The organism is Virgibacillus kimchii, from assembly GCF_055379185.1.
The window spans coordinates 3,034,113-3,054,511 of record NZ_AP043951.1 but is presented as its reverse complement, the minus strand read 5'-3'; the positions used below and the strand labels follow the sequence as shown (position 1 = coordinate 3,054,511).

The 20,399-nt window shown below is 42.3% G+C and carries 21 protein-coding genes and 1 pseudogene; 15 read left to right on the top strand and 7 right to left on the bottom strand.

What is annotated here, in order from left to right:
• Nucleotides 1-310: 310 nt before the first annotated feature.
• A pseudogene (locus tag ACZ42C_RS14605) lies at nucleotides 311-629 on the top strand (iron chaperone); the annotation flags it as partial.
• An 83-nt stretch (nucleotides 630-712) separates the two neighbouring features.
• Here ACZ42C_RS14605 and ACZ42C_RS14600 read toward each other — a convergent pair.
• Nucleotides 713-1,072 (bottom strand): Lin0512 family protein, encoded by a 360-nt coding sequence (locus ACZ42C_RS14600; RefSeq protein WP_461182664.1) that lies wholly within the window; start codon nucleotides 1,070-1,072, stop codon nucleotides 713-715.
• Nucleotides 1,073-1,445: 373 nt separating this feature from the next.
• Between ACZ42C_RS14600 and dacB the strand changes: the two genes are divergently transcribed.
• Nucleotides 1,446-2,915 (top strand): D-alanyl-D-alanine carboxypeptidase/D-alanyl-D-alanine endopeptidase, encoded by a 1,470-nt coding sequence (gene dacB, locus ACZ42C_RS14595; RefSeq protein WP_461182672.1) that lies wholly within the window; start codon nucleotides 1,446-1,448, stop codon nucleotides 2,913-2,915.
• Nucleotides 2,916-3,060: 145 nt separating this feature from the next.
• Nucleotides 3,061-4,224: a dicarboxylate/amino acid:cation symporter gene (locus ACZ42C_RS14590; protein ID WP_461182663.1), complete on the top strand. Its 1,164-nt coding sequence runs from the start codon at nucleotides 3,061-3,063 to the stop codon at nucleotides 4,222-4,224.
• Nucleotides 4,225-6,324: 2,100 nt separating this feature from the next.
• Here ACZ42C_RS14590 and ACZ42C_RS14585 read toward each other — a convergent pair.
• The gene (locus tag ACZ42C_RS14585) at nucleotides 6,325-7,233 is read right to left on the bottom strand and encodes an NERD domain-containing protein (RefSeq protein WP_461182662.1); all 909 of its coding nucleotides are present in this window, start codon (nucleotides 7,231-7,233) and stop codon (nucleotides 6,325-6,327) included.
• 99 nt (nucleotides 7,234-7,332) lie between these two features.
• Here ACZ42C_RS14585 and ACZ42C_RS14580 point away from each other — a divergent pair, with 99 nt between their 5' ends.
• Nucleotides 7,333-7,881, top strand: a complete 549-nt coding sequence (locus tag ACZ42C_RS14580) for a short-chain dehydrogenase (protein WP_461182661.1) — start codon at nucleotides 7,333-7,335, stop codon at nucleotides 7,879-7,881.
• Between the two features lie 77 nt (nucleotides 7,882-7,958).
• Here ACZ42C_RS14580 and ACZ42C_RS14575 read toward each other — a convergent pair whose 3' ends face one another.
• The 3 genes from ACZ42C_RS14575 to ACZ42C_RS14565 form a co-directional block, all read right to left on the bottom strand.
• Nucleotides 7,959-8,183, bottom strand: a complete 225-nt coding sequence (locus ACZ42C_RS14575) for a hypothetical protein (protein WP_461182660.1) — start codon at nucleotides 8,181-8,183, stop codon at nucleotides 7,959-7,961.
• 226 nt (nucleotides 8,184-8,409) lie between these two features.
• Nucleotides 8,410-8,862: a hypothetical protein gene (locus tag ACZ42C_RS14570; RefSeq protein WP_461182659.1), complete on the bottom strand. Its 453-nt coding sequence runs from the start codon at nucleotides 8,860-8,862 to the stop codon at nucleotides 8,410-8,412.
• A 98-nt stretch (nucleotides 8,863-8,960) separates the two neighbouring features.
• Nucleotides 8,961-9,287, bottom strand: coding sequence for a hypothetical protein (locus ACZ42C_RS14565; RefSeq protein WP_461182658.1), 327 nt, complete (start codon nucleotides 9,285-9,287; stop codon nucleotides 8,961-8,963).
• A gap of 289 nt (nucleotides 9,288-9,576) precedes the next feature.
• On the opposite strand from ACZ42C_RS14565, the gene ACZ42C_RS14560 reads away from it, so the two are divergent.
• Genes ACZ42C_RS14560 through ACZ42C_RS14535 form a run of 6 tightly spaced genes read left to right on the top strand, consistent with a single transcriptional unit; the run spans nucleotide 9,577 to nucleotide 13,545 of the window.
• Nucleotides 9,577-10,278 (top strand): response regulator transcription factor, encoded by a 702-nt coding sequence (locus tag ACZ42C_RS14560; protein WP_461182657.1) that lies wholly within the window; start codon nucleotides 9,577-9,579, stop codon nucleotides 10,276-10,278.
• Nucleotides 10,275-11,750: a sensor histidine kinase gene (locus ACZ42C_RS14555; RefSeq protein WP_461182656.1), complete on the top strand. Its 1,476-nt coding sequence runs from the start codon at nucleotides 10,275-10,277 to the stop codon at nucleotides 11,748-11,750. Before ACZ42C_RS14560 ends, ACZ42C_RS14555 begins: the two co-directional genes overlap by 4 nt.
• The gene (locus ACZ42C_RS14550) at nucleotides 11,743-12,828 is read left to right on the top strand and encodes a LolA family protein (RefSeq protein WP_461182655.1); all 1,086 of its coding nucleotides are present in this window, start codon (nucleotides 11,743-11,745) and stop codon (nucleotides 12,826-12,828) included. Before ACZ42C_RS14555 ends, ACZ42C_RS14550 begins: the two co-directional genes overlap by 8 nt.
• Before the next feature lie 27 nt (nucleotides 12,829-12,855).
• On the top strand, nucleotides 12,856-13,143 hold the full coding sequence (locus ACZ42C_RS14545; protein ID WP_461182654.1) for a helix-turn-helix domain-containing protein: 288 nt from the start codon (nucleotides 12,856-12,858) through the stop codon (nucleotides 13,141-13,143).
• A 10-nt stretch (nucleotides 13,144-13,153) separates the two neighbouring features.
• Nucleotides 13,154-13,357, top strand: a complete 204-nt coding sequence (locus tag ACZ42C_RS14540) for a hypothetical protein (protein ID WP_461182653.1) — start codon at nucleotides 13,154-13,156, stop codon at nucleotides 13,355-13,357.
• 17 nt (nucleotides 13,358-13,374) lie between these two features.
• Nucleotides 13,375-13,545 (top strand): hypothetical protein, encoded by a 171-nt coding sequence (locus ACZ42C_RS14535; protein ID WP_461182652.1) that lies wholly within the window; start codon nucleotides 13,375-13,377, stop codon nucleotides 13,543-13,545.
• 119 nt (nucleotides 13,546-13,664) lie between these two features.
• On the opposite strand, the gene ACZ42C_RS14530 is transcribed toward ACZ42C_RS14535, so the two are convergent.
• On the bottom strand, nucleotides 13,665-14,240 hold the full coding sequence (locus tag ACZ42C_RS14530; RefSeq protein ID WP_461182651.1) for a general stress protein: 576 nt from the start codon (nucleotides 14,238-14,240) through the stop codon (nucleotides 13,665-13,667).
• A 134-nt stretch (nucleotides 14,241-14,374) separates the two neighbouring features.
• The gene (locus ACZ42C_RS14525; protein ID WP_461182650.1) at nucleotides 14,375-14,575 is read right to left on the bottom strand and encodes an aspartyl-phosphate phosphatase Spo0E family protein; all 201 of its coding nucleotides are present in this window, start codon (nucleotides 14,573-14,575) and stop codon (nucleotides 14,375-14,377) included.
• Nucleotides 14,576-14,893: 318 nt separating this feature from the next.
• On the opposite strand from ACZ42C_RS14525, the gene ACZ42C_RS14520 reads away from it, so the two are divergent.
• From ACZ42C_RS14520 to ACZ42C_RS14500, 5 genes are read left to right on the top strand one after another with little or no spacing between them, the layout of a single operon-like run.
• Nucleotides 14,894-16,474 carry an ABC transporter substrate-binding protein gene (locus ACZ42C_RS14520; protein ID WP_461182649.1) on the top strand — a complete coding sequence of 527 codons (1,581 nt, stop codon included), beginning with the start codon at nucleotides 14,894-14,896 and terminating at the stop codon, nucleotides 16,472-16,474.
• A gap of 27 nt (nucleotides 16,475-16,501) precedes the next feature.
• Entirely contained in the window at nucleotides 16,502-17,455 is a 954-nt protein-coding gene (locus ACZ42C_RS14515; protein WP_461182648.1) for an ABC transporter permease, read from the top strand.
• A gap of 10 nt (nucleotides 17,456-17,465) precedes the next feature.
• The gene (locus tag ACZ42C_RS14510; protein WP_461182647.1) at nucleotides 17,466-18,392 is read left to right on the top strand and encodes an ABC transporter permease; all 927 of its coding nucleotides are present in this window, start codon (nucleotides 17,466-17,468) and stop codon (nucleotides 18,390-18,392) included.
• Nucleotides 18,385-19,404: an ABC transporter ATP-binding protein gene (locus tag ACZ42C_RS14505; protein ID WP_461182646.1), complete on the top strand. Its 1,020-nt coding sequence runs from the start codon at nucleotides 18,385-18,387 to the stop codon at nucleotides 19,402-19,404. The genes ACZ42C_RS14510 and ACZ42C_RS14505 overlap by 8 nt, the downstream gene beginning before the upstream one ends.
• Nucleotides 19,385-20,377, top strand: coding sequence for an ABC transporter ATP-binding protein (locus ACZ42C_RS14500; protein WP_461182645.1), 993 nt, complete (start codon nucleotides 19,385-19,387; stop codon nucleotides 20,375-20,377). The genes ACZ42C_RS14505 and ACZ42C_RS14500 overlap by 20 nt, the downstream gene beginning before the upstream one ends.
• Nucleotides 20,378-20,399: the final 22 nt, after the last annotated feature.

Here is a 20,399-nt window from a genome sequence, read left to right as displayed (position 1 = left end):
ACCTCTTACAAGATAACTTCAGAAATAGAACTACAGAACAACTTTACCAATAATTAAAATTAAAGTTCCCACTATAATAGTTTCCTAAAAATAGAAGAAGGCGCAAGCTTTATGAATATACTTGCGCCTGTAAATATGTTCTCCTGCAGGTCTCTTGGTAATGGATATAAATTATTGCCTTTTCACCTATTTGCCACTCTTGTAAATGCTTGAAAATTAAATTACAAAGAAGAAATACTGTCCTCGCCTGCCTGGCAGCAATTCAATATATGAGAAGGAAGGACCATGCACCCTTTTACGATGAAAAGCAAGGGAAAGAACGGAAGAAGTATTGCGCTGGGTGTCCATAATTTCCGGGTTTAGTGCCGGAATTAAAGTGGAAACAGCCGATGTTTACCGATCACATTACATACATTATTGGTTTTAGTGCAGCCAAGCAGCATTTGGCTGTAGCTCCTGAACGTGTGGGGATTGAACGTTTCGCAGGTGAGATTAATGAGGCAGGTTATAATCATACGAAGGAGCTGATTCGTATCAAGTGGAATAATCCGGTTGATTATACGCTGCTTGAAAAAATGATTGCATTTAACATAGAGGATAAGGCAGACTACACTACATTTTGGCGGTAAGGAAAAAACCTGTCACATCCTGAATACGGATGCGGCAGGTTTTTTTACAGCCTTCATCAGGGACTAACGTGGGCCGAATCTTTTTAATATCCCACTTCCACCGAAGCATTCACCATATACATCAAATCATTGTCATCTTCTTTATCTTCCAAAATTATCCCACTGCTTGTAGCCATGCCGCCTTCTGTGACATCAACGGAAACAGTGCCATAAGGAATGGCTTCTTTAACCTTTTCCACATCCACTTGATCGCGTTCCAGCGGCACAGCCAGCCTTACGTTGACTTTCATATTGTCTGCATTGCCGTCCGGCATCATTTTTTCAATCCCCGGCAATGAATTATACCAAATGGCATTTTCCGTAGCCCTTACTGCTGCTTTTGTTATATCCTGACCGTGCACATCCATCCCGGTTCCTGCCTGAATAAATAGTACCTGCTCCATATTGTCACTCCTTTGCTGCAAAGTGATTCATGCTGCCGCTCTTCCAATGCTATCAATCTATATAAAACCATTCCCTGCTCATTTTCAGGTAAAACATATCCCCCGCGTAACCGCTATTAATGTAAAAGTAAAACTATTATCAGCCTATAGGTATAGATTACTATACCGCTGGGCTCAGCGTCCCGGGTTTTCTGTCAATCTTATCCATAACCTGGGCAATGAGAACGATTTTTCTAAAAATCCACCATTTTCAACATAATTTTTGGTATGATAATATTCAAAATTATACTAAAAAGGATGTGTGTTTTCATTGAGAGAGAAATTTAGTCTGCAAAAGCTGTTCTTATTTTTGTTCATTGCTGTTTTAGCGATTATGCCATTTGCCGCACAACATGACGGTTTATTTGTAACCGCTACCAATGATGTGGCAGAGGAAGAACTGCTGGAAAATGCAACGATTGAGGAGAAAATGCTGGCTATATTGGACAACCCCCACTTAGACGGAACAGTAGCGGGGATAAGTGTGATGGATGCGGATACTGGCGAAACATTGTATTCCCGTGATGGGGATATCCGCTTGCATCCGGCTTCCAATATGAAGCTGTTCTCTGGAGCTGCCGCATTGGAGGTCCTTGGAGAGGATTACACATTTTCTACGGAAGTGCTGACAGATGGGGATTTGAGAGGGCCTGTCCTGCATGGTGACTTATTTTTAAAAGGTAAAGGAGATCCGACCCTATTAAAAGAAGACTTCGATCAATTTGCCATGGATTTAAAAGATCAGGGAATTGATAAAATTAAAGGAGACCTGGTTGGAGATGACACGTGGTATGATGATGTTCGCCTGTCGAGAGGTATTACCTGGCCGGACGAGCCATATTATTATGCATCACAGATTTCGGCATTAAGTCTTTCCCCAAATGAAGATTATGATGCAGGAACAGTCATTGTGGAAGTAACTCCTTCCGAAGATGACAGCGAAGCAGAAGTAACTGTTGTCCCGGAAACGGATTATGTAAATATCGTTAATAATACGGAAATGGTACCTGCGGGAGAATCACGGAGTATTTCCATCGTGCGTGACCGCGGTACAAATGATATTATCATCGAAGGAACCATGCCGGAAGATGGCTCGCTGCAGCGCTCATGGGTTACCGTCTGGGAACCGACAGGCTATGCTGTCGATGTCTTTAAAAAGTCCCTGGAAGAGCAGGGAATTGATTTTATTGGAAATTCCAAAGTGCGTCTCGATGAAACTCCAAAAGATGCAACTATACTTACATCAAGAGATTCCATGCCGCTTGAAGAGCTCATGATTCCATATATGAAATTAAGCAACAATGGTCATGGTGAAGTGTTAGTGAAAGAGATGGGCAAAGTAGTCCATGATGAAGGAAGCTGGAACAGAGGACTGGATGTAGTGAATGATACCATCGATGGTCTGGGTGTTAATGCAGATACAATATATTTTCACGATGGTTCAGGAATGTCGCACGTCAATCATATCCCGGCTAATGAAGTTGCTGAATTATTGTATCAAGTTCAGGATCAAAGCTGGTTCCCGACTTTTGAATATTCCTTGCCGGTAGCTGGTGCGGACGAACGGTTTGTAGGAGGAACATTACGTAACCGAATGACTGAAGGACCCGCTCAAGGAAATGTTACAGGGAAAACCGGATCACTCAACACTGTATCTGCTTTATCAGGATACGTGACTACCATGGATGGGGAGGATCTGATTTTTTCCGTTTTGGTTAACAACTTTATAAGCCCAAGTTCCAATATTAAGGGAATTGAAGATGAGATAGCGATCATGCTGGCAGAGCATGAATTTACAGATTAACATGTTAACCATGGAGTGCTGCGAACAGTAGTGAAGCGTTCGCGGTTCTCCATTTTACTTACATATTAAGGCAAAAGAATTCATATATTTATCATAGGAGGTGGTATTTTTATTCTGCATATTATTTTAAAAAAGGAGTGAAGTAATGAAGCTGATTTTTAAATTGGTACTTGGTATTGTAGGCGGTATCATCATTGGGCTGGTTGCTCCGGAATTTCTTATTCGGGTGATCGTAACTTTTAAAGAGATTTTCGGACAGTTTTTAGGGTTTGTCATTCCGCTTATTATTATCTTTTTTATTGTCAGCGGAATTGCCAGTTTTGGTAAGCATTCAGGCAAAATGCTCGGCACTACTGCCGCAATTGCCTACTCCTCCACTGTTCTGGCGGGCACATTAGCGTTTATTGTTGCTCTTATAGTTATCCCGATGCTCGTTGGAAATGGCGGAGGATCTGCAGAAGAAACAGCCGGATTTGAGCCATTCTTTGAGTTTGCGATTGACCCGATTACAGGTGTTGTTACCGCACTTGTTCTTGCTTTTGTTTTTGGTATTGGGATCACCCGGATGGAAAGTCCGACATTGCGCGCTTTCTTTGATGAAGGCAAAGAAATTATCGAGCGGCTCATCTGGAAAATCATTATACCAATATTGCCATTTTACATCGCAAGTATTTTTGCCGAACTTGCTGCGGATGGAGCGGTATTTGAAACATTGCAGGCATTTGGTCTTGTGCTTGTGATGGCAGTTGCCACCCATTGGGTTTGGATTATTGTACTTTACTTAACTGCTGGCGGATATACGGGAAAAAATCCATTTGCATCATTAAAAACCATGCTGCCTGCCTATTTTACGGGATTGGGGACCATGTCGAGTGCCGCTACTATTCCGGTTACAGTCCGTTCGTCGAAAAATAATAAGGTGCGTGATGGCGTGGCAGACTCGGCTGTGCCATTATGTGCGACCATTCATTTGTCCGGAAGTACCATTACACTAGTCATGTGTGCTGTAGCGGTGATGGTGCTGACTAATGATCTATCCATGCCAACCTTTGGCATGATGATGCCGTTTATCTTCATGCTGGGAATTATTATGATCGCAGCTCCGGGTGTCCCGGGTGGTGCTGTAATGGCAGCACTGGGTCTGTTGAGTACGATGCTCGGATTTAATGAAACGGCACTGGGCTTAATGATCGCCTTGTATATGGCACAGGACAGCTTTGGTACAGCAGCCAACGTAACCGGTGACGGTGCTATTGCCATGCTGGTGGATAAAATTACAGGGAAAGATGAAAAGGATGATGCTGCGTAATTGACCTGTATAGAGTTGTTGATGAGCGGAGGCTGGTGGCTTCCGCTCTATCTATTGCCTTTTGAAAAAGATATTTAATAGAATTCTATTCTTTGAAGAGACTAATGATGCTGGAAATCCAATAAGGTTATTTGCAAGGTCGAAAATCATGGAACATATGCCTGGAGAATCCGATAGAGTCGTTGTCTATGCCCTGACTCGATGGAAAAGCGCTAAATAAGTAAGATAGAGCAGTTGTCAGTGCCCTGAATGGCTGGAAAAGCGTTAGGTAAGTCCGATAGAGTTGTTGTCAGTGCCCTGAATGGCTGGAAAAGCGCTAGATAAGTCAGATAGAGCCGTTGTCAGTGCCCTGACTCGATGGAAAAGCGCCAGATAAGTCCAATAGAGCTGTTATCAACGCCCCGACTCGATGGAAAAGCGCTAGATAAGTCCGATAGAGCCGTTGTCAGTGCCCTGACTCGCCGAAAAAGCGTTAGATAAGTCAGATAGAGTTGTTGTCAGTGCCCTGAATGGCTGGAAAAGCGCTAGATAAGTCCGATAGAGCCGTTGTCAGTGCCCTGACTCGCCGAAAAAGCGTTAGATAAGTCAGATAGAGTTGTTGTCAGTGCCCTGAATGGCTGGAAAAGCGTTAGGTAAGTCCGATAGAGTTGTTGTCAGTGCCCTGAATGGCTGGAAAAGCGCTAGATAAGTAAGATAGAGCCGTTGTCAGTGCCCTGACTCGATGGAAAAGCGTTAGATAAGTCCGATAGAGCTGTTGTCTGTGCCCTGGATTGCAGAAAAAGTGCAAGATAAGTCCGATAGAGCCGTTGTCAGTGCCCTGAATGGCTGAAAAAGCGCTAGATAAGTCAGATAGAGCCGTTGTCAGTGCCCTGACTCGATGGAAAAGCGCCAGATAAGTCCAATAGAGCCGTTGTCAGTGCCCTGACTCGATGGAAAAGCGTTAGATAAGTCCGATAGAGCCGTTGTCAACGCCCTGAATGGATGGAAAAGCGCTAGATAAGTCCGATAGAGCCGTTGTCAGTGCCCTGAATGGCTGAAAAAGCGCTAGATAAGTCAGATAGAGCTGTTATCAACGCCCCGACTCGCCGAAAAAGCGCTAGGTAAGTCCAATAGAGCTGTTGTCAACGCCCCGACTCGCCGAAAAAGCGCTAGATAAGTCCAATAGAGCCGTTGTCAACGCCCCGACTCGATGGAAAAGCGCTAGATAAGTCCGATAGAGTTGTTATCAACGCCCCGACTCGATGAAAAAGCGTTAGATAAGTCCGATAAAGCTGTTGTCAACGCCCCGACTCGCCGAAAAAGCGCTAGATAAGTCCAATAGAGCTGTTGTCAACGCCCCGACTCGCCGAAAAAGCGCTAGGTAAGTCCAATAGAGCCGTTGTCAGTGCCCTGAATGGATGGAAAAGCGCTAGATAAGTCCGATAGAGCCGTTGTCAGTGCCCTGACTCGATGGAAAAGCGCCAGATAAGTCAGATAGAGCCGTTGTCAGTGCCCTGAATGGATGGAAAAGCGCTAGATAAGTCCGATAGAGCTGTTGTCTGTGCCCTGGATTGCAGAAAAAGCGCTAGATAAGTCCAATAGAACCGTTATCAACGCCCCGACTCGCCGAAAAAGCGCTAGATAAGTCCGATAGAGCCGTTGTCAGTGCCCTGACTCGATGGAAAAGCGTTAGATAAGTCCGATAGAGCTGTTATCAACGCCCCGACTCGCCGAAAAAGCGCTAGGTAAGTCCAATAGAGCAGTTGTCAACGCCCCGACTCGCAAAAAAAGCGCTAGATAAGTCCGATAGAGCTGTTGTCAGTGCCCTGAATGTCTGAAAAAGTGCAAGATAAGTCCAATAGAGCCTTAGTCAACGCCCCGACTCGCCGAAAAAGCGCTAGGTAAGTCCAATAGAGCAGTTGTCAACGCCCCGACTCGCAAAAAAAGCGCCAGATAAGTCCGATAGAGCCGTTGTCAACGCCCCGACTCGCAGAAAATATGCTTGAGAACTCCGATAGCAATGTCCTCAAAGTTTAAAAGCGTTGCAAACAACCTAAAAGTCCAGTTGCTCTCCACTCGTGGACCGAATAAGTTAATCGATTCCCTTGAAAATCTGCCCTCCTACTCATAGTACACCCATCTATTTTTATTTACGCTTTTAAAATATTGATTTAATATTCTTCTGATTTGTTTTTTTGATCCCATCCCCGCACACCAATCATGAATAATACTTGTCGTCATTTTTTCTTCCGGAAACAGAAGTTTGAAATCCTTGGCTGCCCGGACCACCGTCCTTTCCACCAATTCATTATAATTACAATTTGAACATACACTTTTCTTTCCCTCAATCATGACAGTAAGCGAACGGCACTTTCCACAGCAAAGCCCTTTACGGAGCTGGTCGAAATTATAGCGAGGAAATTTTTGTTTGTCGGGTGGATCAGTGATATGGAGGGAGACTAATTTGTCTGCCAGCATTTTATGCGTCTTATTTAATTTAGAAGGAATCGTGTTAAGGTTGTTAAAATAATTTTTCAATTGGGTTGGATAAATTATGGGCTCGTTTACAGGCGCCTGATAGAGGGTGAAATTTTCATTAACAAAGACTACATTCCCGTCTACAGGAAATTTAAATCCGTGTTTTCCAAGCAATGGACGCAGTAGTGTTTCTTTTCGGCTTAACTGGTGAAGTGGGTTAACAATTTCAGTGTGCCGCATACTGTAAAAACGATTGTCCCGATAATAATAGTCCCCTTCGAAATTTTTAATTTCATAAAGATGAATGGTATCCGTAGTAATAATTAGGGAATCAATTTGAAATGAGGTGTTGTTTGAGGTGAGCAGCAAATCATTGAGGACAAGGCAGTCGCATTGAAGCTTTTCCGAAAATGAATCAAACCGGAGTTCCCCTTCCAGCCCCTTAACCAGATTCAAATAATTTTTCTTATCATTAGGGGGAAGATGCATTCGGGTGTTCAGTGCTGCCAACACTTGCAATTCAGCAGATTTATGGCGTGGTTTATAAATCATATTCCGCTTCCTTTCCTATTTGGTTAATACATATTATACTGGATGTGAAAGAAAATTGGCAATCATACGCGTTGGTTGAAAAATTCAGGGGGGAATTCAATGAAACACGCACTTGTTGTCGGCGGGACAGGGATGTTATCAGGAGCAACGTTATGGCTTCTGGATCAGGGGTATCACGTATCGATCATTGCCAGAAATCCCGATCGAATGCATAGACTGATAGCAAAAGCGAATATCAAAAACCGGGTTACGCCCATTTTGGTGGATTATAAAAACAGTGATGAGCTGAAAGAACAGATAAATTCAGTCATAAAGCAACATGGGGATATTGATCTGGTTATGGCGTGGATTCATTCATACGCTGAGGAGGCGCTTGATGTTATAACAAAAGAGGCTTCCCGGAATAATCACCAATGGGAGTTGTTCCATGTGCTGGGGAGCAGTTCAGATATAGATCAAATGAAGAAAGAAGCTGCTGTACCGGAAAATTGTTTATATCACCAGGTTCAATTGGGATTTATATTGGAAGGAACCCACTCAAGATGGTTAACCCATCAGGAAATTTCAGCAGGTGTAGTAGAAGCGATGCAGAAGCGGGAGAAAACACACACCATTGGGCAGATCGAGCCATGGGAGCGGCGGCCTTAAATCTCGATTATCCTCAATAATCCATTCCTTCTTGTGGAGGGAAAACTATCTTGCCAGAGGCCAGGGTTCATCTCCCCTTAGCCGAATAACCAATTGTAAACAATGAAAAACCCTATTACCACAACTGCCAAAGCAGGCCCAACAATAACAATTCCTATTAACAGAGATTTTATGATGTCCGATATAATAAAACTTGGTTTATCGTCTTTGTCAGCATCTTCCAACTTGCTATTTATATGTTCTAATGATGTATTTATATGCTTTAATTCCTGTAAAATTTGCTCTTCCGTATCCTTTTCCATAATGGCAGATCCTTTCAATAATGAATTTTTTTCTTCTATCTTCACTTTTAATAGCAATACCATATTATCTTGTTTAAACATTACAATCACTGAATACTTATCTAGTAAATCACCCGTACATCTTGAGTCGCTTTCCGTTCCCTAACAACTGCAATGCAACTTCTCTCTTCTTTATGAAAAGCACCAATTACTTTAACAAGCTACTCTTCTTATTTTTCAATTATCCTTACAAATTGTTCATTCTGATTATCTCTCCAATATTGTAGCCTGCCCACGCCCCGATAAATGGAAATACACTCATAGGAAATTCCAATCTTACAGAGTTAAAATCCATAATAAATACTAATCCAGTAATAAAAACACTTATAATACTGATGATGGCAGCCTCGATTACTTTTCTTCGCTTCCAACGCTTCTGTCCCAATCGACATCTGTCAAATTCCTGCACCATTCTACTCGTCTTTGTACCAATATACCTTCCCGTCATCAGGGTGTATAACGTGATGGCAACTATGATCCATATAAGTACACTAAATCCACCTATGAAGAGGAAAGGATTTGCATTCATGGCGAAGTAACCAAACAGCACGAATAACAAAAGCATTACGAGATTGGATTGAAGTAATTGGTTCTTTTTTAAACGCTTCACTTCTTTTATATCCCAGTGTGTTTCACTCATTTTATCCTCCCTTCATATTGAACTCTACTGCTTCCACGATAAGCAATACTGTTGTTACGCTACCACAAAATAATCTAACCGTCACTACTTAATTAAATTTAAAATGGGTTTTCACCTTTTAGAAAGGGAATAAAAACTATATAGTTTGCACCAATAAACGCAAGCCAAAAAAAGACGGATTTAAGTCGTTGTTTGAAAAGAATACTGTCCTTCCATAAAAACAAAGCAGTAATCAACGTGTAAAAGACAAAAAGAATATAAGTCAGTCCAAACCAATTTACCCATACATTTCCCATAAATGTAATACCAAAGCTTTCATAAATAGGCTGTAAGACATAAATCGTAAACGCCAAACAAATTGCCAATATAGAAAAAATTTCAACAACTCTTAATACAGCTATTTTTAGTTCATTCAAAAGATTCACCTCGATTACTTTTTCTTCACCCTTACTTTTACTGGTATGTTCTTATATATTATTTGACGTTACTTTCACAAATTCACCTCGATTTGTACATCTATCTGCTATACAATATGTAAACATACACTGGCAAATGCATCCTCTATTTCACCGGGGCAATTGACCTGTCCCACTGTCCCGAGCACTCCCTCTACCCCGTGGCCCACAGGAGGGCTATAATAATTATAAAGAATTTATAAAATCTGATGTAAGCCAATTTTGCCATGCTATATTACATATACAGGAGGAATTATTCATGCAAGCGAGCATTTTACTTGTGGAAGATGATCCGGAAATTGGGAGAATTGTCCGGGATACATTTTCCAGGGAAAACTACCATGTTACCTGGGCGACGACCGGCTTGGAGGGCTGGGAGGATTTTCAGGAAATGGCGTATGATCTGGTGCTGGTGGACCTGATGCTGCCGGAAATGGACGGTTTTACGTTATGCAAAAATATCCGCTTACAAAGTGATGTGCCAATGATCATTATCAGCGCGCGCAAAGAGGATGAAGATAAAATCGAAGGACTGCATCTTGGAGCGGATGACTATGTAGCAAAACCATTTAGCCTGGCGGAATTAAAGGCAAGGGTGGAATCCCATCTGCGCAGATGGAGAAGGTATCAGGGTGTGCCGGAAGAAAAGGATGTAGCGAATTACATGCATGGCTTGACCATTGACTGGGATCGGCGTCAGGTGTTGCTGGAGGAGGAAAAAATTTCCCTCACCTCCCTGGAATTTAAGCTGCTGGCTGTGCTGGCCAAACACCCGGAGCGGACTTTCTCCAAGACAGAATTATATGAGCATGTTTGGAACCAGGTGGAAGCAGACGGAGCTCACACAGTCACCGTTCACATTAAATCACTAAGGGAAAAGTTGAAGGATCCGGTAAAAACACCGAAGTTTATTCAGACGGTATGGGGACAGGGCTACCGATTTATAGGAGAGTTAAAGTGAAAATAAAAACATGGCTATTACTATCATATTTTATCGTCATGCTTCTGCCGCTGCTTGCAGCATATCTTTTGCTTGGGTGGATCAACACCTACAACGATGAACAAAAAGTGGCTGAACATATTGAAGTCATGGCAGAGCTGGAAGAAGTGAAACAGGTACTGGACCAACCGCGACTGTATACGCCTGGCGGAAATTTTGAGAATGTCGAAAATTTAGCAGGGCAAAACTTATCGATCGCGCTGTACAATCAGGATGGTATCGTCATCTATACGTCCAATCCTTCTTTTACGTCAACCCACCATAGCCTGGGCAAACAGCAGTTGTACGAAGACCTGTATTCCCTGGAACAAGGTTACCGGGCCTATACATATAAACAGCCGGTGTTTGACAATAATGAGCTAACCGGGTTTTTTCAAGTCCAGATGGGGCGAGAGGAATGGGTAACCGGTGTGGAAAATCGGGGATATCTTGTCGGTACCATTTTCTTGCTCGTTTTCTCCCTCATTTATATCACTGTCATCCGAATGGTGAATAAAAAGCTGAACAGACCTTTGACAGGATTAATGAATAACATGACTGCTTTTGCCCAAGGGCAGCCTGTGGAAGAAAAGCCGGTAAAAAATGATGAAGTAGGCAAAGTGACGGAGCATTTCTATGACATGAGCCACCAAGTCATGGCTGCCAGAAAGGCTGTTGAACAGGAGCAGCAGGCCAAGGAATATTTGATTGCGAGTATTTCCCATGATTTGAAAACGCCGCTTACTTCCATTAAAACGTATGCCGAATCTCTGAAAGCGGAAAATGATCTAACCCCGAAGGAAAGAAGCGACTACCGGAATGTAATCATTGAAAAAGCGGATTTTATGCAGCATATGCTGGATGATTTATTAACCTATACCTTGCTTCAATCACGGGAGCATGACATGGAGCTCGTCCAGGTGGATGGAAACGAATTTTTTGACATGCTCGTGGCGGATTATGAACCTTTAGGCAAACAAAAAGAAATTGCCATTCATGCCCTTGCAGAAGTACAAGGCATGTACAACGTAAATCCAAAGCAAATGACGCGGGTTGCCGATAATTTAGTCTCCAATGCGATGGCACATACTCCGGAAAATGGGGAAATCTGGCTCGCCGCCGTATCGGATCGTAAAAAGCTCGCTGACATCCTGTTTGATTTTATACCGGAAAAAGAGATAGCAACGGAAACAGATACTGTATATTTTATTGTGCAAAATGAGGGGAAAGGCATTCCTGCGGATAAATTGGCGTATGTATTCGATCCGCTTTATCAGGCGGATGAAGCAAGAAATAAAAATGACAAGAGCAGAACAGGCCTGGGCCTGAGTATTACAAAGCAGGTAATAGAAAAGCACGGCGGAAACGTACAGATTTTTTCAAAAGAAAATGTTGGCACCTGTGTTATTTGCAGCTTGCCGGCAATTAAAAGGGAAGGGATAGCAAATGAATAAAATAAAAACAGTATTACTGCTGGCGGGAGTCTTGGTAATGGGAGTTGGTTGTTCAGAGGAATCCAGCAATTATTCACCGGAACAAATGATTAACCATGCGATAGCGGAAGAGGAGCTGCCGGCATATTATGCAGAATCCACATCGATCATAAGCACGGATGGGGCGGAGGAAGAAACGATTTTCATGAAAGAATGGCGAAGTGAAGATGGAAAAATCCGGGTGGAGGCAGAAAATGAAGCTGGAGATGACACATCGATTGCAGTAAATGATGGAAGCAACATGACGACCTACCAAGTGGAGGAAAATAAGGCAATCGTTATGGATGATGAAGAACTGTTGGAATTCAATCAGCCTTCCCCGAAGGAACAGGCAAATGTCATGCTGGATTTTATTCGTGACACTCACGACATCTCCAATGAGGGAGATGATGAAGTTGCCGGGCGTGACACATACCATCTGGTTGCTGAGCCGAATGATGAAAACAGTCTGTTTGGCAGACTGGAATTATGGATCGACAAGGAGAACTGGATGGTGCTGAAAATGATTTTCTGGACAGGAGATCAAAAGTCGGAAGTGGTCTATACCAAATTTGAAATGGGTGCAGACATTCCTGAGGATATATTTACACTGGAAATACCGGAGGATGCGGAAGTAACAAATCTGGATAATTTTATGGATACCGAAGAGATTTCCCTTGAAGATGCTTTGGAAGGGGTAGGAAAGCCGTTTTATTATCTCCCTGAAGAAGAAGGGCTTGAAATTAGCACCATAGATAAATTTGATATGGAAGGGATTGCCGAACGGACAGAAGTCAATATTGAATATACGAAAGATGGTGTGCCCTTTGCGACACTGGCTGTTTTTGATTCACCGGAGGATGTCGATGAAGACTTTGCCATGCCGGATGAACAGGAAGTCACCGTGCGCGGGATGGATGGAACCTTTACGGATACAGATGGATTTCGTTTGCTGCATTGGCAGGAAGACGGTTTGACTTATTCCATGATGATCATCGACCCGAATATAGAACTTGAAGAGCTGCAGCAATTAACAGAGCAGATGGAGCTTGTGGAATAGAAAACCAGGAGTGAAGGGGTGAAAAGTATGGAACTGGACTTTTTTTGGCTTGCCGCCGGGCTTGCTGGCTTTGGGTATTTTATCGGGGATGGGCTGAAAAACTTCAAGAACCCCAATGCATGGGATGTATTGGAATCAGATGACAGCCTGGTTTTGATCAAGGAAAAGGACATCCATCATTTTCTTGGTATTTCCAAGGAGGATACTGTTTCCTTAATAAAGGACTACCCTGATATTCCCCACATGAAAATCAATAACCATATTTATTTTCCAAAAGCAAAATTGCGTGAATGGATGAAGCGTGAGATGAAATAGGGGGTAACATATGGACTGGCTGCAGGCGAATGACTTTCTTATACCGACAAATCCTTATGCGGCTTTATTCTTTGGAATCGTGTTTACCTTGATCATTGGTGTTGTGGTTTGGAGCGAAACAAAAGAAAAGAAATTGGTACTTGTTATCCTTCTCGTTGGCTGCTCTGTGTCATTGATTGGGGTCATGCTTTTATCCTTCTTTGGATTTTATTAATGGAGAGGTGCTGCAAAGTGAATGAACTTATTTTTATTACAGTACTTATCTTTGTGCTTTCTACGTACAAACTTTATCAGGTTATAAAAATTAAAGAAGCACCAAAAGAAAACAAAGTTTTAGCCTGGACGATATATGGTGCTTCTATGCTGGCAATTATCGCCTTAAATGCTGTTTTTTATACATAAAAGCAACGTTTTACAAAGAAACAACGCCTGGACAAAGTAATGTGATCCAGGCGTTGTTGGGATGGAATATAAGAAGGTAATATGCTTGTTATCGCCCAGCATAAACAACCTGTTTCGACTTATCGATGATCGGTGCTTCTACTGCCGACAGTCATACGATCCGGATACATAGAACTGTTTTCCGTATCATGATTAAGGAAGGTCCCGTATACTTTGTTCTCATGCTCCTCATCTGCTTCGACCAATACAATGATTTTTCCATTCTTCAGAAAACCTTCATACTGTTTCGCCTGTTCCTCCGGCATGCCAAGTCCGACAAGGGCGCCGATAATGCCCCCGCCACCAGCTGCCACTGCGGCACCACTCAGTGCTGCTGCCAACGGTCCTGCTGCTGCGATCTGACCAATACCGGGGATGGTCAGCAGGCCAAGACCGACAACCAGTCCGCCAAGTCCACCGAGTATACCACCGGAAGCTGCGCCAATACCTGCACCTTTTCCGGCGTTTTTTCCACGTCCTTCGTCGTTCGTGGTTACACCGGTATTCGTCTCGTCTTCCAGCACATCTACCTTGCTTTTATCATGGGCAAAGACCGAGATATGCTCCGAATCGTAGCCATGCTCCTTCAGCTCCAGAATTACTTTTTCGGTAGTAGCTACATCAGAAAACACACCGCCGATGATCTTCTTATCCATACTAGAACCTCCTTCTGTAGAATGTTACATTGGACTATACCCGCTGTGGAAGGATATCATTCATCATGATCTTCATATACAAAAGAAAGATTTATATACCCAAAAAAACGCCTGCCCGTCCAAGGGGCAAGCGCTTACTGCATGTTTTTACGTTTTTTCATTTTCTCCAGTTTGTTCAGCAACAGATCCAAATTCTGTGAAATTCTCGTGAGTTCATCGTAATCCCTGTTTTCCTTAAAAGCCTGATACATTTTTGATCGTTGCTGTTCAATCCGGATCTCTAAATCCTCTATGGCATCCACCTGCTTCACTCCATTTTCTTTATTATACTTCATAGCCATAGCCGTTTCTTGTATACTTTAAACCTGTTGCATAGGCAATAAGATTGATTTCTATGAAAAACAGAGGCGAACTGCCTAAGAGAACCTTATTTTTATGATCTGCTTATAAAGTTAAAGTTTAACTGATTGAGGGTTGTTCCGCTGTACTTCAATTGTCTGATTAAGAATGGTCTCTTTATATAACTTAAAACCGATGGGAACTGCTCCCCAAGGAAGCCTCAAAAACAAAAGTATACTAAACAAGTTGGAATAGTTGTAATTGAATTGTGTTTCAAGTACGATGATAATATTAAAATCTTGGGGGTAAGAAGTATGAGAAAAATTTTATTAACAGTATTATTATTTCTAATATTAACTGTACTGGCCGCCTGTGGCGGAGATGAAGATACAAATACTGAAGGAGCAGAAAATGCTTCAGGTGATGCGAATACAGATGCTACTTTAAACGTCGCATATCCTACAAATCTACAAACAATGGATCCGCATATGACAACAAACCAGTCAACAAGAGATGTCTCCAGACAGGTTTATGAACAACTCTTAACGCTTAATGAGCAGTATGAAGTTGTTCCATCACTGGCGGAATCCTATGAAGTTAGTGATGATGGTTTAACGTATACATTCAATTTGCGTGAAGGTGTTCTGTTTCATAATGGAGAAGAAATGCAAGCAGAAGATGTCGTAGCTTCTATGGAGAAATGGATGGAAACATCGACACAGGGGAAGGCAAACTTGGCCGGCGCTGAATTTATAGAAGCAGATACATATACAGTGGAGATGCATATCGAGGAAGCTTCATTAATTATTCCATATGTATTGGCTGATACCGCACCTTTTCCGGCCATTGTTCCAAAGGAAAGTGTTGAATCAGCCGGTGAAACAGGTCTGGAAGAATATGTTGGTACAGGTCCCTTTCAATTAGAAGAGTGGACAGCAGATCAGCATATTCATTTAACAAGGTTTGATGACTATGAATCTACAGATGAAGCTCCAAGTGGATTAGCCGGAAAGAAAGAAGCACTGGTAAAAGACATTTATTTTAATATTGTGCCGGATGCATCTACGAGAGTAGCAGGTGTTACTACCGGTGAATATGATATAGCCTTTGATATTCCGCTTGATAATGCCGATCAGGTAGAAACTGCAGATGGTGTGGATGCTTTTTACAGTGATGGCGGTATTTCGGCGTTTGTGTACAATAATCAGTCCGGACCATTTTCTGATATTAAATTGAGAGAAGCATTCAATACAGCTTTTAATGCGGAAGAAGCAATGACGGCTGCATACACTAATGAAAACTTTTTTGAGCTTGATTCGGGGTTGGCTTTACCTGACCAGGTAAATTGGCATAGTACAGCTGGAGAGGAACTGTATAATCAGGGCGATATAGAGGCTGCAGCACAACTCGTTGAGGAATCTGACTATAACGGGGAAGAAGTTACGATTCTTTCCACGAGAGATTACCCGGATCACTATAGTTTATCGATTGTTGCACAAGAAGTACTGGAAGCGATTGGTGTAAATACAACACTTGATATTTATGACTGGCCAACCGTTCAAGAAGTACGGACAGAGCCTGAGAGCTTTGATATATTTCCGATGACATTTGCTGTTCGTCCGACATTGCATCAGTTGCCTTTTCTTGATTCAAAAGCTGCATACCCAGGCTGGACGGATAGTGAGGAAATTGATCAGCTGCTGGAAGATATTACGAGACAAAGCTCATTTGAAGAGGCATATCCATATGTGGAAGAGTTACAGCAGGAAGTATGGGATTACTTACCTGTTACGAAAATAGGTAATCAGCAAGACCTTGTTGCCGTCAGCAGCGATGTCGATGGGTACGCTGATTTAATTGGTCCGATACTATGGAATGTGTCCAAGAGTGAATGATGCATTTGGAAATAAGGATGATAGAAGTTGCTTAAATATACCATTCAGCGTTTATTACAATTAATCCCTATCTTCTTTGTCGTTGCAGTTGTTGTGTTTTTCCTTGCTCATCTGACACCGGGAGATCCAGTAACCGTATTACTGGGGGATGAAGCTTCAGAGGAAGCAAAAGCCGAGTTGCGAGAGGAACTTGGCTTTGACCTTCCTTTATATACACAGTTTGTCCAATGGATTTCTGATGTTGTCACAGGAAATTTAGGGGAATCCTTTTTCCATAATCAGCCCGTAACAGAAGTTTTTTTTAATTATTTAGGACCGACTATTTCTCTGGCTATTTATGCCCAAGTCATTGCAATTATTATTTCCCTTTTACTCGGGGTCATTGCTGCCAGAAAGAGAGGAACTGTTGCCGATCAGGCAGTGACAGGATTTTCATTACTTGGTATTTCCGTACCCAGCTTTTTATTGGGACTATTTCTGATTTTGATCTTCGCAGTACAATTACAATGGTTCCCGGTTGCAGGGTATCAGCCATTAAGTGAAGGGTTTCTTGAGCATATAAGGTATTTAACATTGCCTGCGATTGCACTTGGTATGATGCAGGCAGGTCTGATTACGAGAATGACAAGATCTTCTATGCTTGATGTCATGAAAACCAATTATATTAAAACGGCAAAGTCAAAAGGATTACGGGAGAATAAAATCACTTTTAAACATGCTTTAAGAAATGCTTTTATTCCTATTTTAACTGTTATCGGTGAATCATTTGGTACGTTAATTACGGGTGCCGCTGTAGTAGAAACTGTATTTAATATTCCGGGAATCGGGCAACTCATTGTAAATTCAATTGAAAGAAGAGATTTTACAGTGATCCAGGGAACTGTTTTATTAATCACAGTTACGTATGTATTAATCAATTTAATTGTGGATTTACTTTATGGTGCGGTGGATCCGAGAATACGTCTAAATAAGAAGAAGTGAGGCCTGTTTTATGGAATCAGAAATTAATATCAAACCGCCCAAGGCAGCGAAAAAGAAATCAAACTTCAGAAAAGCTTTACAAAATCGCATGCTGTTTTCTGGTCTGATCATTTTAGCCATAATGGCGATTGTTTCTCTGTTTGCGCCTCTCATTGCACCATATAATGCTTATGAAATTGACCCGATGAATCGTCTGCAGCCTCCTAATTTGGCACATATTTTTGGTACGGATGACGTAGGAAGGGATGTATTCAGCAGGGTGGTGTATGGCACGAGAATTTCTTTCTTTATTGGAATCGCCGTTGCTTTTGTTGCTGGAATGATAGGATTAATCATTGGTCTTTTATCTGCCTATTTCCGTACGTTAGACCATATCCTCATGCGGATCGTCGATGGTATTTATGCCTTTCCACCCATTTTATTGGCACTGGCCATTGTTGCTGTACGTGGTCCGAATATAACGAATGTGCTCATGGCATTAACGATCGTTTATATCCCATCTATTTCCCGAGTCGTCCGTTCCGCCGCGCTTGTCGTGAAGGAACAGACGTTTGTGGAAGCATTAATCGCACAGGGTGCGAATAAATGGCGGGTTTTAGTGATCCATACGATCCCTAATATCATGTCACCGCTTATTATTCAAGTTACGTTTGTTTTTGCCGTTGCGATTATAACAGAAGCTGGCCTCAGTTTCCTTGGCGCAGGTATTCCGGCTCCAGACCCGAGTCTTGGCAACATTTTATTTGATGGAAAAAATGTCATCCATAATGCGTGGTGGATGACGGTATTTCCAGGCATCACGATTATTTTACTTGTACTTGGTCTGAATACGGTTGGTGACGGATTAAGGGATACGTTAGACCCTAAAATAGTCCACGCCAAAAGAAAAGGCAAAAAAAGATTTCTGAAGCTTGGAGGAAAAAAAGAGCATGACTAGCGAGAAGAACCTAATTGATATCAAACATTTAAACATTTCCTTCTGGACGGAAAATGGTCAATTAACAGCAGTGGATGATGCTACTTTTTCTATCCAAAAAGGGGAATCAGTTGGTGTGGTTGGTGAATCAGGCTGCGGAAAAAGTGTCACAGCAGAATCCATTCTTCAATTACACGATGACCAATTAACCGATTATAGTGGAGAAATTCTCTTTAAAAATAAAAATATTTTAAGTGAATCCGAAAGTGCATTAAGAAAAATTCGCGGCAACGAGATCTCTATGATTTTTCAGGACCCGATGAGCTCGTTAAATCCGGTTTATACCATCGGTAATCAATTGATCGAGTCTCTCATGCTCCACCGCAAGGTTTCAAAAAAGAAAGCAAGAGAGCTGGCCATTGAATATTTACGCTTAACAGGAATCCCTTCTCCGGAAGTGCGGATTGATGAATATCCGCACGAGCTCTCCGGCGGCATGCGTCAACGTGTCATGATTGCACTCGCCATTTGCTGTGAACCGGAACTATTGATTGCTGATGAACCGACAACAGCACTTGATGTGACCACCCAGGCGCAAATACTTGATGTGCTTTCAGAACTGCAGGAGAAAACAGATATGGGGATTATGATGATTACCCATGATTTAGCTGTTGTTGCAGAAACCTGTGACCGTGTCGTTGTGATGTATCTCGGACAGGTGATTGAGGAAGCATCCGTGGAACAAATCTTTGAAAACCCATTACATCCATATACAATAAGCCTTTTGAAGTCCATGCCAAGTCTGGAAAGCGCCCGGGATGAGAAGTTGTTCGAAATTGAAGGGACGGTGCCTTCATTGGAAAATATTCCGGAAGGCTGCAGGTTTGCCAATCGCTGTCCGTTTGCAACAGAGCAATGTTACCTAGAAGAACCTGTATTGGAAAATGCTTCCGATTCCCGTAAAATCCGCTGCTGGAATTATAAAGAAATAAAAGAAGGGGGAGAAATCACCTATGACAGAACCTCTTCTTAAAGTAAGAAATGTAAAGAAGTCATTCTCAGAAGATACGTCAAGCTGGTTCAAAAAAAAGGAAGTAAAAGCGGTAAACGATGTGTCCTTTGACATTTATGAAGGAGAAACCTTTGGCATTGTAGGGGAATCCGGCTGTGGAAAAAGTACAACCGGCCGGACTTTGCTAAGATTAACCAAACCGACAGGCGGCAAAGTATTTTATAAGGATGAGGATATATTTTCATTGAAGGAAAAGGACTTCCGAAGTCTGCGTGAGGATTTACAGATGATATTTCAGGATCCGCTTGCTTCCCTGGACCCAAAGAAACGAATTGGCTACAGCCTGGAGGAGCCTTTTATCATTCAGGGGAAAGGGTCAAAAAAAGAGCGGAAAGAAATTGTCCTGCGGATGCTGGAACGCGTCGGATTCAATGAAACCCATTATCACCGGTTTCCACATGAATTTTCAGGAGGACAAAGGCAGCGGATAGGGATTGCGCGTGCACTCGTTTTAAATCCGAAATTTATCGTCTGTGATGAGCCTGTTTCTGCACTTGACGTTTCCATTCAATCACAGATCTTAAACCTATTAAGAGAACTGCAGGATGAGTTGAAGTTATCCTATTTATTTATTGGGCATGATTTAAGCGTGGTTCGTTATATAGCAGACCGCATTGGAGTTATGTATTTAGGTGAAATAGCAGAGCAGGCACCGACAGATGAGTTATTTAAAAACCCGCTGCACCCTTATACGCAATCTTTATTATCAGCAATCCCATCTCCTAACCCGAAAGTAAAAAGAGAACGCATTGAATTAAAGGGGGAAGTCCCATCTCCCCTTGATGCACCTGCAGGTTGTGTGTTCCATACACGTTGTCCTTTCGCAATGGATATATGTAAAGAAGTGAAGCCGCCAATATATAAAATCAATGAAAGCCATCAAGTACAGTGTCATCTGTATAATGACAATCCAGTATTTGCATGGCAGGATTAATGGTAGCGGAAAGGAAGGAAGC